We start from the raw sequence: 14,047 nt of genomic DNA, 5'->3' as shown, positions 1-14,047 counted from the left end.
ACCATAGGGAGGGGCGCGGTTTCGCGCCCCTTTCCAGTTAAATGGGGGCTGCCCCCAAAACAAAAGAGAGACAGACACGGTCCACAATCCAGGGGATCGCCTGAAATGACGGCGCCGGTCTGTATGGGAGATTATTCATGACATCCGATGTTCAGGGAAATCGACCGCTCAGCGAAGAAGAACTGCAGGAACTGGTCGCCTCCTCCGATGCGGGTGCGCGTAACCCTGTCGGAGCCGTTGGTCTGTCCCTGGCTGTCATCGCTGTTGCCTGGTCCGTTTTTCAAGTCGTTCTGGCCTCACCTCTGGCGAACTACCTGCTGCCAGGAGCTGTTAACAACAATTCACGCCTGATCCACCTGGCCTTTGCCTTGATGCTGGGGTTCATGGCCTATCCGGCCATGAACCGATCGAGCAGAAACCTGCTCTCCTTTGCGCTGGGGCATCTTGGCACCGTGCTGGGACTGGGGGCTTTTACAGTCGCCTTGATGGTAACTGTAGCGCCGGGCATTTCGATGAGCACGGCTGTTGGGGTTGGTGCTGTGGTGGCGCTGGTCCTGGTCGCGCCCACCTATCTGAACCATAGCGGGATCGCGACGCGGCTTGAACAGATTGTCAGCGCTCTGGGCGTTTTTTCTGCCATTTCTGTATTATCTTACAGTGGCTTTGCAATCCTTGGCCAATATTTTCTGGACGGCTGGAGCAGCGGTCTGCAGATCGCCACGATTGTTTTTGGACTGGCAGCCGGCGCCTTGGTTGTCCTGTCATATCTGCGGCAATGGTCCACCCCTGAGGGCCATTTTGTTCCGGTGCAGGATTGGGCACTGGCGGCGGCGGGTGTCTTTGTCTCTGTCTATGGGTTCCTGAACTATCAAAAGATCGTAGACAGCGGCGGCTTGGCCGATGACATCGATAAATTCTACGCACTGGCGGGGCTCTTGATCCTGTTTGAAGCTGCCCGCCGTGCCTTGGGGCCGGCCATGGCCATCATTGCGACGATCTTTCTGGCCTATGTGTTCTTTGGATCATCCGACTGGGTGCCGGAAGTCATCCGCTGGAAGGGCGCAAGCCTGAAAAAAGCGATGAGCCATATGTGGATCACCTCTGAAGGTGTCTTTGGTATCGCGCTTGGCGTTTCAACTAAATTTGTGTTTCTTTTCGTGCTCTTCGGCGCTCTTCTTGATAAGGCCGGGGCTGGGAATTATTTTATCAAGATGGCCTTTGGCGCCCTTGGGCACCTGCGCGGTGGCCCGGCCAAGGCGGCTGTTGTGGGGTCTGCGGCGACCGGCCTGATTTCTGGGTCTTCGATTGCCAATGTGGTGACCACCGGCACCTTCACCATCCCACTGATGAAACGGGTCGGGTTTTCGTCCGAGCAGGCCGGCTCGGTTGAGGTTGCCTCTTCGGTGAATGGGCAGATCATGCCACCGGTCATGGGGGCTGCGGCCTTCTTGATGGTGGAATATGTCGGCATTTCCTATGTCGAGGTGATCACCCATGCCTTTTTGCCCGCTGCCATTTCCTATATCGCGCTGGTCTATATCGTGCATCTGGAAGCGGTGAAGCGGAACATGCCAACCATTGGCAACCGCGAAGTCCACATGGCGCGCACCATTCTGGGCATGGCCAGCTTCTTTGCCGTCTTTGCCGGGCTTTGCTACGGTACGCAATTCCCGGTTGAAGCCGCCTACAGATGGGTGCCCAGTGTGGCGGGGCTGCTGATGTTCGGGGCTGTTCTGGCCATCTACCTTGCCCTGGTGGCGCTGGCCTCCCGCATTCCCGATCTTGAGCCGGACGACCCGAATGCAAAAGAGGTGGAACTGCCCGATATCTCCAAGATCTACAAGGCCGGGCTGCACTATATGCTGCCGATCATCGTGCTTGTCTACTTTCTGATGATCGAACAGAAATCACCTGGACTTTCCGCCTTTTGGGCCACGGCGCTATTGTTTGTGATTTTGCTGACCCAAAAACCGATCAAGGCGTTTTTCCGCAACCAAAGCAATATCATGGTGACCTTTGTTGATGGCTGCCATGATCTGTGGAACGGCTTGATCGACGGGTCACGCAATATGATCGGTATCGCGCTTGCGACTGCAACGGCGGGTGTGATCGTCGGGACGGTCACCCTGACCGGGGTGGGCCAGGTGATGGCGGATCTGGTGGAAACCATGGCCTATGGGCTCACCTATCTGAGCGCGCTTGGCGTGCATGCCATCAGCCCGCTGACCGATCTGATCGGGATCACCAGTTTTGAAGGCACAGTGGCGGAACGCGCCGCAGATATGACCGGCACCATCCTGGTCTTTGTGCTGATTTGCGTTGGTCTGTTGTCGCTTGTTCTGGGTATGGGGCTGCCAACCACCGCTAACTATATCGTTGTCAGCTCGCTGATGGCGGGGGTTGTGGTGGAACTGGGCGCCCAGTCTGGCCTGATCGTGCCGCTGATTGCCGTGCATCTCTTTGTATTCTACTTTGGGATCATGGCAGATGTGACGCCGCCGGTGGGGCTCGCTAGCTTTGCGGCGGCGGCTGTGTCGGGCGGGGATGCGATCCGTACCGGCTTTGTCGCCTTCTTTTATAGCTTGCGTACAGTGGCTTTGCCCTTCGTCTTCATCTTCAACACTGATCTGTTGTTGATTGATGTCACCTGGACGCAGGGCATATTGGTTGCCATCTCTGCCACCATTGCCATTCTTGTCTTTACCGCTGGCACCATGGGCTATTTCGTGACCCGCAGCCGCTTTTATGAAAGCCTGTTGTTGGTCTTTGTCGCCTTTGCCCTGTTCCGTCCGGATTTCTGGATGAACCGGATCATGCCGCCCCATACTGAAGTTGCGCCCATCGAACTAGTGCAGGTACTTGATCGGGCAAGCGGCGGGCAAGAGCTGCGCCTAACGATCGAGGGGCCGGATTTCGACACCGGTGAGATCGCCTCTACGACGCTTGTCGTGCCGGTGCTGGATGGTCTGGACGGGGCTGCTATGGCGGAACAGGCAGGTCTGATCCTGCTGCCAGAAGAGACACAGATGAACCTGGATGCGCCTGGTTTTGGCACCCCAGCCGAGCAGGATCTTGGAAGCTTTGACTTTTATGGTGAAAGCCCTGTTTTTGTGAAAGAAATACTCGCGCCTGCCGATCAGCTTCCGAAAGAGCTCATCTTTATTCCGGCGCTGGTTCTGCTTGGTTTGATTGCCCTGATGCAGCGCGGTCGCGTCCGCAAGGAAGAAGAAGAAGGAGTAGTGGCATGAGTAAATCTGTTCTATGCGCGGTCGAGTTAAGCGACAGTGCCACTGACAAGATGGTCCTGGCCCAAGCTGGCCGTTTGGCCGATCTGGACAAGGCCCAGTTGGATGTGGTCAACGTGCTGCCCGATTTTGGTGAAAGCTGGGTCTCTGGTTTCTTTGAAAGCCATCACCACGAGAAGGCCATCGAAGAGACCACTGAAAAGCTCGAAACTCTCTGTGCAGAGGTCTTGGGCAAGGATCGCAATAGCAAGATCCGCCATATCGTCGCTACCGGCACCGCCTATCAAGAGATCCTTAAGGTGGCCAAGGCGGCCGGCACCGATCTTATCGTGATTGGCGCCCATAAGCCGGATTTGAAAGACTATTTGCTAGGCCCCAATGCAGCCCGGGTGATCCGCCATTCGGATTGCTCTGTTTTTGTGGTGCGTTAGCGCATGTTGCGCAAAGATGGCTACCGGTTTTGCGCATCCAAAACATGCGCAATCAAACTCTAGGCTGCGGAATACATCACCAAACCATAAAGGGGGCGCCGCAAGGGCGCCCCCTTTCTATTCATAGCCGGTCATTTCCAGATAGCCGCTGCCGCTATGGCTGCCGCTCACCTCTACCGGGCCTTCCCAATAGGGAAAGGAAAGATCCATCCAGCTTTGCGGGTTAAGCGCCTCTACTGTCACGGAAACATCCCGCTGGGGCAGGGTGACTTGCCAGCGCGTCGGCAGTTGCCGCCCTGCGACTGTGCTCTGGGTCAGCGGCTCTGCCTGAAAGGCGCCGGGGGGCAACGGCTGCGCAGTTCCATTGGCTGTAATCCAGGTGCCAGAGCGGAAATCCGCGCCGCCATCTGCCCGTCTCAGCACAAACCCCATCAGCTTTTCGCCACTGTCAAAGCGTAGCGAAAACCAATCCCAGCCGTTTTGATCCTGCGACAACGGCTGGCTGGACCATTCACGATCAAGCCAGCCCATACCGGTGACCTCAACCAGGCCAGAGGGCAGGGTGAGCGTGCCTGCGACTTGGTAATTGGGCTGGGCATAGTAATAGCTGGCCTGCCCTTCGGTGGATTTCACCGAATAGCCCGCCGCACCGTGCAAAATCAGTGGCTCTTGGGTGCGGGCGCGCAGCGCATATGAAAACTCTGTGCCAGCAGCAGTGATATCCAACTGGCCGATGCCAGCATCGCCTGCCATATCCCAATCGTCGATCCAGGCTTGAAAGCTGGGGGCGATAGAGACACCCGCCTGGCCAATCCCGCCACGTGCCAGGCGTTCTGCGGTGAAATGCTGCCGGGCGCTGGTCACGGCGGCGTGGCCCATCCAGATTTGCGGACTTTGCCAGCCCTCTGCCTCTCCGGGGGCCAGGGCGCTGCGAAACAGGGTCCATTGGACCCCATATCTGCGCCCCTCTGCATCTGTAAGATTCGCGGTCAAATACCACCATTCAATGCGGAAATCGGGATGCGCCCCGTGATCGCGCGGAAAGACCAACGGCAGATCCGGGCTGGGCTGGGCAAAGCCCTCTGCTGCGGTGGTGCCAAGTCCGGCAAAGCCCTGGGCGTTGACCGCGGGCCCGGCAAAGCAAAGAACCAGCCAGATAATCAGGGGTTTAGCGTTCACTTGAGAAGACCTTTAGCAATTCATTGGGACTGATGCGGAACAGGCGCCAGGCCGGCAGCAGGGCGGCAAGACCCGCCGCGAGCAGGGCCAGCACCACCAGGGCCAACCAGTCCATCGGAAACAGATAGACAGGCAGACGCCAGCCGAAGGCCGCAGTATTAATCACGACAAGCAGCGCCCAAGAGAGCAGCAGCCCCAGCGGCAGGGCCAAAACAGCCGTTAGCCCGGCCATCAGCAGGCTACGCAGGATATCGATCTGTGCCAAGCTGCGACGGCGCACCCCCATGGCCCAGACCGGGGCAAGCTGTGGCAGCCGCTGATTCCAAAGTGTTGCCAGGCTGGTGAAAATGGCAAAGCTGGCCACTGCCAAGGTCAGCAGCTTCAGCGCATCGGTAATCAAAAAGGTTTGGTCAAACACCGCCATGGATCGCGCCTTTGCCACGTCACTCTGAGTGATGTTTTCCCGTGGAATTTCAAACCGTTCCTGCAGTATGTTGATCACCTGTTTAAGCTGCCCAGGATCGAGGCGCAGTGCAAACCGCAGGTTGTCCACATCGGGGGCGTTTTTCAGCAATTGCGGCAGTGACACCATCGCCTGGCCATGTGGGTTACCATAGTCGGCATAGATGCCTAGGATCTCACTCGGCCAGCCAGTGGGCAGATCAATATGCGCGCCAATCTGCAGACCGGCCCGCCGCGCCAGTTGTTCGCTGACCAAGACGCCACGGCCCTGTGCCAACAGATCCCAGATATCAGGCCCGGCGGAAATCACTGGCCAATGGTCCCGGTAGATTTTGTCATCGCGCAGTCCGTAGATCTGTATCTGGCCGGTGCTGTGCTGCACCTTCTTGCTGCGGATCGGCAGCACCGTCAGCCCCTGCTGGCGCAGCCAGGCCTGGACCTCTGTGCCCTGGGCATCATCTAGGGTGGTCACATATAGATCCGCCGCAAGCCGCTGATCCAGCCAATCCACAAAGGTGAGCCGAAAGCTGGAAACCATTGTTCCAACGCCAATATTCGTTGCCAGCGCCAGCATAAGAGCCATCAGCGCAAGCGACAGGCCCGGCAGTTGCGCCCGTGCATCTGCCCAAAGCCATTGCATAAGCGGTGCCCGCGCCCAGGCCTGCGCAATTCCCAGTACTGACCATAGAACATAGGGCAGCAGCAGCGCCGCGCCCAGCATTACCCCGCCCAGAAACATGAACCCACCGATCAACCCCTCGACCAGCGTCAAGGCCAGCACCCCGCCCAGGCTTAGCGCGATGCCCGCCACCGCCCATGCGGTATAGCTTTGCAGCAGCCGTTGGCCGCGCGCCTGGGTAGAGGGTGCCTGCAGGATCGGCAGCTTCCACAGGGTATAAAAGGCATGGGCGCTGGCAAGACTGGCCCCCGCCAGGGTCATGGCCAGCCCCGATAGGATCCAGGCAGGCTGCAGGGAAAGCGCACCGCTGACCTCGGCACCATAAAGCCCCGAGAGGGTTGCCGTCACGCCAGGCAATAGCGACGCGGCGAGAAAACAACCCAATATCAAACCAATAAATGCGGAAGCTACGGCAATCAGAGTAGTCTCTATCACCAAGATCAGGATCATCTGCGCAAAGGGGAGCCCAAGGCTACGCAGTGTGCGCAGCAGGCCACGGCGTTGCTCCATCGCGAGGCCAATGGTGCCTTGCACGATAAATAGCCCAACAATAAAGGATAAAAATCCAAAGGCAGTGAGATTTAAGTGAAAGCTCTCTGTTAGGGTACCAGGGTTCATACGGGCCGTGCCACCGGGGGCCAGTTTGATATGCGCGGGCAGCGAGGCAAGCGCCCTGGTATCCGGTGGCCGCATATCTGCGCCACTGCCCGCAGGCTGGCTATCCGAGGGCATCACATCTGGCGGAGTGTCACCCAGCAGGATCAAACGGCTCAAATCATCAGGGCGCTTCAATAGCCTGCTCACCACGGAAATATCTGCAACGGCGAGCCCAAGCGGAACCGCCTCTGAGCGGAATATCTGCATCTCTTTCAACACAGCTGGGAGCAATTTTTCGGTTTCTGGATGCAGAACTATCCCACCGGGTTCGCGCAACATGGCGCGTAGAAAATCAGGATCTCCACCTCGGCTTTCTGCTGGAAACAGCCGCGCAGCCTGTGGCGAGGTCAAGATATCTATTCCTATAAGATCAATGCTTTGGCCGGCATTTCTATAATGGCCTTCCAGTACGGGAGTCAGTTTCCAGCCTTGGCGTTTCAGGGTGACATAGTCTGACAGATGCAAACTGCCGCCCGGCGAAACCAAGCTGGTCCCGTCCAGTTGCTGCAAAAAAACCTGCGCCTGGGCATAGCTCTGTCTGGCTTGGCCGTTGATGGCCTGAACGGCAGACCACAGGGCGGTGGCCAGGGCCAGGCCTGCGATCAGTGCAAACAGCTGAAAACGGTGGCGCGGCCAATAAGACAGCAGCGTATGAAGAGCAGCACGTATCATCGCAATTTGCCACCGCTCAGATGCAGTCGGCGATCCAGCTTGGCGGCAATTCTGGGGGAATGGGTCACAAGGAACAGCGCGCTATCGCTTTCCTGTACCAGTTCAAGCATCAGCGCCAGAACCGCATCACTGCTGTCCTCATCCAGGTTGCCGGTGGGTTCATCCGCGAGCAGAAGTTTGGGCCGCAGCGCCAGCGCGCGGGCGATGGCAACCCGTTGCTGCTGCCCCCCCGAGAGCTGCTCTGGGTAACGCGACAACAGCGCGGATAGGCCAAGGCGCTCTGCCAGATGCGCCTGCAAGCTGGCATCATGTCGGCTTGCCAGCTTTGCGTGCAGCGCAATATTGGCGGCGACATCAAGTGAAGGAATGATATTAAATTGCTGAAAAACAATAGAAACCTTTGATCGGCGCAGCGCGGCGCGTGCGGCTTCCTGCAGGCCGCTCAGCGCTGTGCCATCCAGATAGATTTCACCGCTGTCAAAGCTATCCAAAGCCCCGACAAGATGCAGCAGAGTTGATTTTCCGGACCCGCTTTCACCGGTCAGCGCAAGCGACTGCCCCGCCGCGAGCTGCAAGGAGACCTGATCCAGAATTGGCCGCCCCAGGCCAGAATTGGGGATTGTCTTGCTGACGTTGGAAATTGACAGGACCATGACATTCTGCTCCGTTTGGGCGATGTCGGCAGTCAATACCCTGGCGGCCCAACTGTCCAGATGCGGTGCGCCTTCGGTCTGGCCCCAAGATCAGCATGGGGCTGGTCATTCCGGCGCAGCTGTGGAAGTTTATGCCTATGAAAAACAGCGCTTTCTCTCCGATCTGGGCCCGTGCCCTCTGGCTTTCCCTGAAGCGGTTCAACCGCAAGGCAGGCTGGGTCATGAGCAGCCATATCGCCATGTCAATGATGTTGGCGCTGTTTCCGTTTGTGCTGTTCACCGTCGCCCTGGCTGGTGCGGTGGCAAATATTTTTTCGCGCAATATCGATCTGGATGATCTGGTCGATCTGGTCTTTGGCGGCTGGCCAGAGGCGGTCTCGGCGCCGATCCTGACCGAGCTTTATGCAGTCCTTGAGAGCTCAAACACCGGGCTGATCACTATCGGCGGTGTACTGGCGCTCTATTTTGCGGCAAATGGCGTCAATGCGGTGCGGGTCGCCATGGTGAGGGCCTACCATGAGCGCGATACACGCCCCTATTGGCAATCGCGGCTGATCTGTTTTGGCTTTGTCATCCTGGGCGGAACAGGCATCCTGTTCGCTGCCATATTCGAGGTTATCTTGCCGTTGTATCTGCACTATCTGGCTGACTTTTTTCCCAATGTGGATCTGTCTTTCAATATCCCGCTTGGCATCAATGGGCTGGTGGCGGCCGTGGTGCCCTTTGTGGCAGTCTTTCTATGCCATCTGGTCTTGCCGGGGCAGATCCACCGGCTGACGGATATCCTGCCAGGTACGCTTTTGACTGTGGCGTTGTGGTGGGCCGCCGGGATTGGATTTGCCTTCTACATCAGCGCGATCGCGCAGTATTCGGCAACCTATGCCGGGCTGGCCGGGGCGATGGCGGCAATGATTTTTCTCTATGTGAATGCGGCGATTTTGATCCTTGGGGCAGAGTATAACAGCGCCCTGATTGACCTGCGCAAAACCGACGCGGTACAGGTGGCAAAAACACCACATGTTTCCTGATTGGAAACAATGGGGCAGCTTTGCCACATTTCGGCCATGTCGGCTTTCTATTCGATCATAACCCCAAAGCTGGGGGAAGAAGATGAAGAGGGCGAGGATAATGGCATTTCACAGTGTGACGCAGATCGGCAAAGCAAACCTATCACACAAGAACCGGCGTCTTCTGATGCTTGCCAAGCAGGTCTTGCGTAAATCTGGCCTCGCCGAACAAATGCAACGCACGGCCCGGGTATCGCTGCAAAGCGAAGGCGTGGGCACAGAGGTATTGATACTGCAAAAGCGAGCAACGCAATCTCTCTTGGGGCAGAAGCGATCCGCCTAGACTTGTCGCGTTCATTGGATTCTCAAGACTGGCGCTGCCCACGTTATGCGGCCTGTTTGAGTTGCGCAAATTGGCAGCCGCTTTTGCGCAACATGCTATGATGGCAGGGGCTGAGACTAGCCCTTATACCCCATGGCCACGACAAATTTTTCGGAACTGTCAGACCGCGACGACGGAGGTTTGACATTGGCCACCTTGGTGAACTTGTTCTTCAACAGCTTTTGCAATTCCCCTTCGGCGCCGCCAGCAAGAACCTTGGCGACAAATGTGCCGCCTTCTTCCAGAACATCAAAGGCAAAATAGGCAGCTGCTTCGCACAGGGCAATGATCTTCAGGTGATCGGTCTGTTTATGACCCGAGCTGGAGGCCGCCATATCGGACATTACCACATCAGCAGAGCCACCAAGCCATTCTTTGACCTTGTCATCCGCACCTTCATCCATGAAATCGAGCTGGTAGAATTCAGCCCCCGCCAGGGGCTCCATTTCTTGCAGGTCAACGCCGATGATGCGCCCCTGGGACTTGCCACGTTTTTCGCCCATCACATTGATCCGCTTGACCGCAACCTGGGCCCAGCCACCAGGGGCGCAGCCCAGATCGACAACCCGCGCACCGGGCACAAGGAAGCGATATTTATCGTCCACTTCCATGATTTTATAAGCCGCACGTCCGCGATACCCTTCGGCCTGGGCGCGTTTGACATAGGGATCATTCAGCTGGCGCTGCAGCCAGCGAGTAGAGCTAAGCCGACGTCCGCGGGCGGATTTGACCTTGACCTTCAGGTCACGCTGGCCGCGGCCGGAGGTGTTTTTACCAGTGGGCGTTTTTGCCATCATCTTCACCGTGTTCGCCGCCGCCTCCCGCAGGGGCAGGGCGTGAATTACAATTTGCGCACCTATACATAGGCCCGCCGTCTCAAAAAGGCCCGTCTTCCAGTACGCCATCTGCGCTCATCTGCGCATAAAGCAGCCCCTCGCGCAGACCGCGATCCGCCACCGAGAGCCGATCTGTCGGCCAGCAGCGCAGCAAGGCCTGCAAGATGGCCGACCCCGACATGATCAACGCCTGGCGATCCTCGCCAATGCGGGGATCGCGACGACGCCCATTGGGGCCCAGTTCAAGATAGCCACGGATCACCTTGTCGATCTGATCGCTGGTCATCCGCAACCCGTCTACCTTGGTACGATCGTAGCGCTTTAACCCAAGATGAGAGGCAGCAACAGTGGTTACAGTACCCGAGGTGCCAACAATCTGAAAGCCGGCCCGCGCCTGCACGTCCTTATAGGGGGCGAAATTGGCCAGATGCTCTTCAAAGAACCAGCTCATCAGCGCAAAACGGGCAGAATCATCTTCGACATCGTTGAATTGGTCGCGCAGGGTTGCTACCCCCAGCGGCACCGAGATCCAATCCACCACCTTGGCGGTGGGGAAGGGGCTTGCAGCTGTGTGAAACCCGGCATGCAGCCGCATGATCGCCGCCGGACGGTCGCGGCCCGGCACCGAGGAGAGGTCAATCCAGACCAGCTCTGTCGAGCCGCCGCCGATATCAACCACTAAGAGCTGTTCCGTCTTGGTCGAGACCAGCGGCGCGCAGGAAATCACCGCCAGGCGCGCTTCTTCCTCCGGCTGGATGATTTCCAGTGGCAGGCCGGTTTCTCGTTTGACCTGGCGGATGAATTCGCGCGAATTCTTGGCACGGCGGCAGGCCTCTGTCGTGACCAGTCGCATACGTTTGACGCGGTTGCGCTTTAGCTTCTGCTGACAGATCCGCAGCGCCTGAATGGTGCGCGCCATGGACGACCGCGACAAGCGCCCGGTGCGTTCAAGCCCGGTGCCCAACTGCACCGACTTAGAGAAACTGTCCACCACATGAAACCCGCTGCCCTTGGGTTGGGCAATCAGCATGCGGCAACTATTGGTGCCAAGATCCAGAGCCGCGTAAAGCGCATCAGAATCCGGACGGGCTGGTACAGGGGTTTCAACCACCTTGGGAAACGCGCCCGCACCTTTAGAACGCCTGGGCGTCATGATTCACGCCCTCCGATTATCGTGTTGCCCCTAGACTATGGAGCGCAGCCCAGCGGCGCAAGGGGATCCGGTGTCCAGAGCGCCGGAGAATTAGGCGCCACAGCTGTGTTTGCGCCAAACAGCCCATGTGGAGACGGCGCAGCCTTGCAACGAACTCATAAGCTTGATGAAAATTTTGGGCATGCTCAACTGTGGCCAGAATGGTGCCGGTTTTGTATTCACGACACAGGTGAAAACGTCGCTCCAACTCCCAGTGATGTCGAAATCCGGCGTACGCGCTGTCGCGGGACGCACTAAAAGCAGGCAAGTGAAGACGTCTTAGGAGGACAGGCCATGGTGGATATTACGATCGTATATTGGCGCGATATCCCCGCGCAGGTCATCGCAGGCAAAGGGCGCCGCGGCTCAAAACGGCAATTGGAAGAACGCTTTGAACAGGCGATCGACCGGGCCGCAATGAAGGTCAACGCCAAAGACAGCGATGCCTATCTGGCAGAGTGGCGCAAAGCGGCCCCCTATGTGGTAGAAGGTGAGGCAGCAGAGGTTGCCGAAGCCGAGGCCAAACGTCTGGAAGCGGAATACGATCAGGAGCGCTTGAAAACCCTGATCGCAAACGACGGATGGGCGTGAGCCTGACACCACTATGGGAGGCCGTGATGGCTTTGTTGAATTTCAAAAAGCGTGACGCAAAGTCGCTGCAACCCGTAAACCCACAGGTCGAGGCCCTGCTGCAGGGCTATTCGATCGAGGTGATGCCGCGCACGGCCGCCAAGGTGGACAGCTTTGCTGACCTGCTGCCCGCAGGCACCCGCGTCTACATCGCCCACATCGAGGGCACCCCGATCGAGGAAATGGTCGAAACCGCCAAGCGCCTGAATGCCGAAGGCTATCCGGTGATGCCGCATTTCCCCGCCCGCATCATCAAAGATGAGGCGACACTCGCGGACTGGATTGCACGTTATCAGGGCGAAGCCGATGTGAAACAGGCGCTCTTGCTGGCCGGCGGTGTCGCCCAACCCTATGGTGATTTCCATTCTTCGATGCAATTGCTGGAAACCGGGCTGTTCGACAAGGCTGGCTTTGAAAACCTTCATGTGGCAGGCCACCCCGAAGGCAACCGTGATATCGACCCCGATGGTTCGACCAAGAACATCGACGAAGCGCTTCAGTGGAAGCAGAAATTTTCTGAACGCACCGAGGCCAAGATGGCACTGGCCACCCAGTTCGCCTTTGAGGCCAAGCCGATCATCGCCTGGGCAGACGGTCTGAAAGAGGCCGGCATTGATATTCCAATCCATATTGGCATCGCCGGGCCGGCCAAACTGCAGACCTTGATCAAATTTGCCATTGCCTGCGGTGTTGGTCCCTCGCTGAAAGTGCTCCAAAAGCGGGCGATGGATGTGTCGAAACTCCTGCTGCCCTATGAGCCCACGGATGTGCTGACCGAATTGGCAGCCCATAAGGCGGCCAATCCCGACTTTAACATCTCGCATGTTCACTTCTTCCCGCTGGGCGGCATCAAGACCAATGCCAATTGGGCGATCAACAATGGTGGCGCCGCGGCGCAGCCTGCTAACTCTCAAGGATAAACAATGACCCGTACAGTTATTGAATCAAAAACAAAAACCGCTGTCATGGGATTTGATGAGCCATTCTGCGTTATCGGAGAGCGGATCAACCCAACAGGGCGCAAGAAACTGGCCGCCGAGCTGGAAGCCGGCGATTTTTCCACCGTTGAAAAAGATGCGGTCGCGCAGGTGTTGGCTGGCGCTACTGTGCTCGATATCAATGCCGGGGTGGTCTACAACTCCAACCCCAACCCCAACGAGACAGAACCGCCGCTGATGCGAAAGATCGTTGAGCTGGTTCAGGGACTCGTCGATGTGCCACTCTGTATCGATTCCTCGGTTCCCGGCGCGCTAGAGGCCGGGCTGGAAATCTGCGAAGGGCGGCCCTTGCTGAATTCGGTCACCGGCGAGGAAGAGCGGCTGGAAGAGATCCTGCCGCTGGTCAAGAAATACAATGTGCCCGTTGTGGCGATCTCCAATGATGACACCGGCATTTCCGAAGATCCGAACGTGCGTTTTGAAGTGGCAAAAAAGATCGTACAGCGCGCTGCCGATTTTGGCATTCCAGCCCATGACATTGTCGTCGACCCGCTGGTGATGCCGGTTGGCGCAATGGGCACTGCCGGGTTGCAGGTTTTTGCCCTGGTCCGTCGCCTGCGTGAAGAGCTTGGCGTTAACACCACCTGCGGCGCGTCCAATATCTCGTTTGGCCTGCCAAACCGCCACGGCATCAACAATGCGTTCTTGCCCATGGCAATGGGGGCCGGGATGACTTCGGCGATCATGAACCCCGTTGGCCTGCCAGTGACGCAAAAAGCGCTGGCCGCCAAAAAGGAAGAAGTGGCCGCGTCCGGGATCATTTTGCCCGAGGACATGGATGATGAAACCTTCGTGACCATGTTTGGCCTGGGCTCGATGCAGCCGCGCGCCGGCAAGGAAATGGAAGCCATCCGCGCCGCCAACTTCCTGACCAACAATGACCCGCATGGCGGCGAGTGGATCAAGTTCAACAAAGTCCCGGCAAAGGCCGGAGAAGAAGGTCGCGGTCGTGGCGGCCGCAGCGGCGGCGGACGTCGGCGCCGTGGCTAAGCCTGGCGGCGGTGGCATGCCCCATCGCCAGACC

The 14,047-nt window shown here is 57.9% G+C and carries 11 protein-coding genes; 6 read left to right on the top strand and 5 right to left on the bottom strand.

Annotated elements, in window-relative coordinates:
- The first annotated feature begins 137 nt into the window (after positions 1–137).
- Together LRK71_RS08810 and LRK71_RS08805 are read left to right on the top strand one after the other, a co-directional pair.
- Complete coding sequence (locus LRK71_RS08810; RefSeq protein WP_232402702.1) at positions 138–3,248, top strand: TRAP transporter permease; 3,111 nt, start codon at positions 138–140, stop codon at positions 3,246–3,248.
- A complete protein-coding gene (locus LRK71_RS08805) occupies positions 3,245–3,676 on the top strand; it encodes a universal stress protein (protein ID WP_232402701.1) in 432 nt (143 codons plus the stop codon). Before LRK71_RS08810 ends, LRK71_RS08805 begins: the two co-directional genes overlap by 4 nt.
- 117 nt (positions 3,677–3,793) lie before the next feature.
- Here LRK71_RS08805 and LRK71_RS08800 read toward each other — a convergent pair whose 3' ends face one another.
- The 3 genes from LRK71_RS08800 to LRK71_RS08790 are packed head-to-tail and all read right to left on the bottom strand — an operon-like array spanning position 3,794 to position 7,978.
- Positions 3,794–4,855, bottom strand: coding sequence for a lipocalin-like domain-containing protein (locus tag LRK71_RS08800; RefSeq protein ID WP_232402700.1), 1,062 nt, complete (start codon positions 4,853–4,855; stop codon positions 3,794–3,796).
- Positions 4,845–7,325 (bottom strand): FtsX-like permease family protein, encoded by a 2,481-nt coding sequence (locus tag LRK71_RS08795; RefSeq protein ID WP_232402699.1) that lies wholly within the window; start codon positions 7,323–7,325, stop codon positions 4,845–4,847. The genes LRK71_RS08800 and LRK71_RS08795 overlap by 11 nt, the downstream gene beginning before the upstream one ends.
- A complete protein-coding gene (locus tag LRK71_RS08790) occupies positions 7,322–7,978 on the bottom strand; it encodes an ABC transporter ATP-binding protein (RefSeq protein ID WP_232402698.1) in 657 nt (218 codons plus the stop codon). Before LRK71_RS08790 ends, LRK71_RS08795 begins: the two co-directional genes overlap by 4 nt.
- Positions 7,979–8,115: 137 nt before the next feature.
- Here LRK71_RS08790 and LRK71_RS08785 point away from each other — a divergent pair, with 137 nt between their 5' ends.
- Positions 8,116–9,006, top strand: coding sequence for a YihY/virulence factor BrkB family protein (locus tag LRK71_RS08785; RefSeq protein ID WP_232402696.1), 891 nt, complete (start codon positions 8,116–8,118; stop codon positions 9,004–9,006).
- A 438-nt stretch (positions 9,007–9,444) separates the two neighbouring features.
- Here LRK71_RS08785 and LRK71_RS08780 read toward each other — a convergent pair whose 3' ends face one another.
- Both LRK71_RS08780 and LRK71_RS08775 read right to left on the bottom strand, forming a co-directional pair.
- Positions 9,445–10,161 (bottom strand): RlmE family RNA methyltransferase, encoded by a 717-nt coding sequence (locus LRK71_RS08780; protein WP_232402694.1) that lies wholly within the window; start codon positions 10,159–10,161, stop codon positions 9,445–9,447.
- Positions 10,162–10,243: 82 nt separating this feature from the next.
- On the bottom strand, positions 10,244–11,356 hold the full coding sequence (locus LRK71_RS08775; protein WP_232402692.1) for a Ppx/GppA phosphatase family protein: 1,113 nt from the start codon (positions 11,354–11,356) through the stop codon (positions 10,244–10,246).
- 333 nt (positions 11,357–11,689) lie between these two features.
- Between LRK71_RS08775 and LRK71_RS08770 the strand changes: the two genes are divergently transcribed.
- Genes LRK71_RS08770 through LRK71_RS08760 form a run of 3 tightly spaced genes read left to right on the top strand, consistent with a single transcriptional unit; the run spans position 11,690 to position 14,013 of the window.
- On the top strand, positions 11,690–11,986 hold the full coding sequence (locus LRK71_RS08770; RefSeq protein WP_232402690.1) for a virulence factor: 297 nt from the start codon (positions 11,690–11,692) through the stop codon (positions 11,984–11,986).
- A gap of 26 nt (positions 11,987–12,012) precedes the next feature.
- Positions 12,013–12,945: a methylenetetrahydrofolate reductase gene (locus LRK71_RS08765; protein WP_232402689.1), complete on the top strand. Its 933-nt coding sequence runs from the start codon at positions 12,013–12,015 to the stop codon at positions 12,943–12,945.
- 3 nt (positions 12,946–12,948) lie between these two features.
- Positions 12,949–14,013, top strand: a complete 1,065-nt coding sequence (locus LRK71_RS08760) for a methyltetrahydrofolate cobalamin methyltransferase (protein WP_232402687.1) — start codon at positions 12,949–12,951, stop codon at positions 14,011–14,013.
- Positions 14,014–14,047 lie beyond the last annotated feature (34 nt).

It is taken from the genome of Pseudophaeobacter flagellatus (assembly GCF_021228235.1).
Classification (GTDB): domain Bacteria; phylum Pseudomonadota; class Alphaproteobacteria; order Rhodobacterales; family Rhodobacteraceae; genus Pseudophaeobacter; species Pseudophaeobacter flagellatus.
Note: the sequence above shows the minus strand (reverse complement) of the source record. Positions and strands in the feature narration are given on the sequence as shown.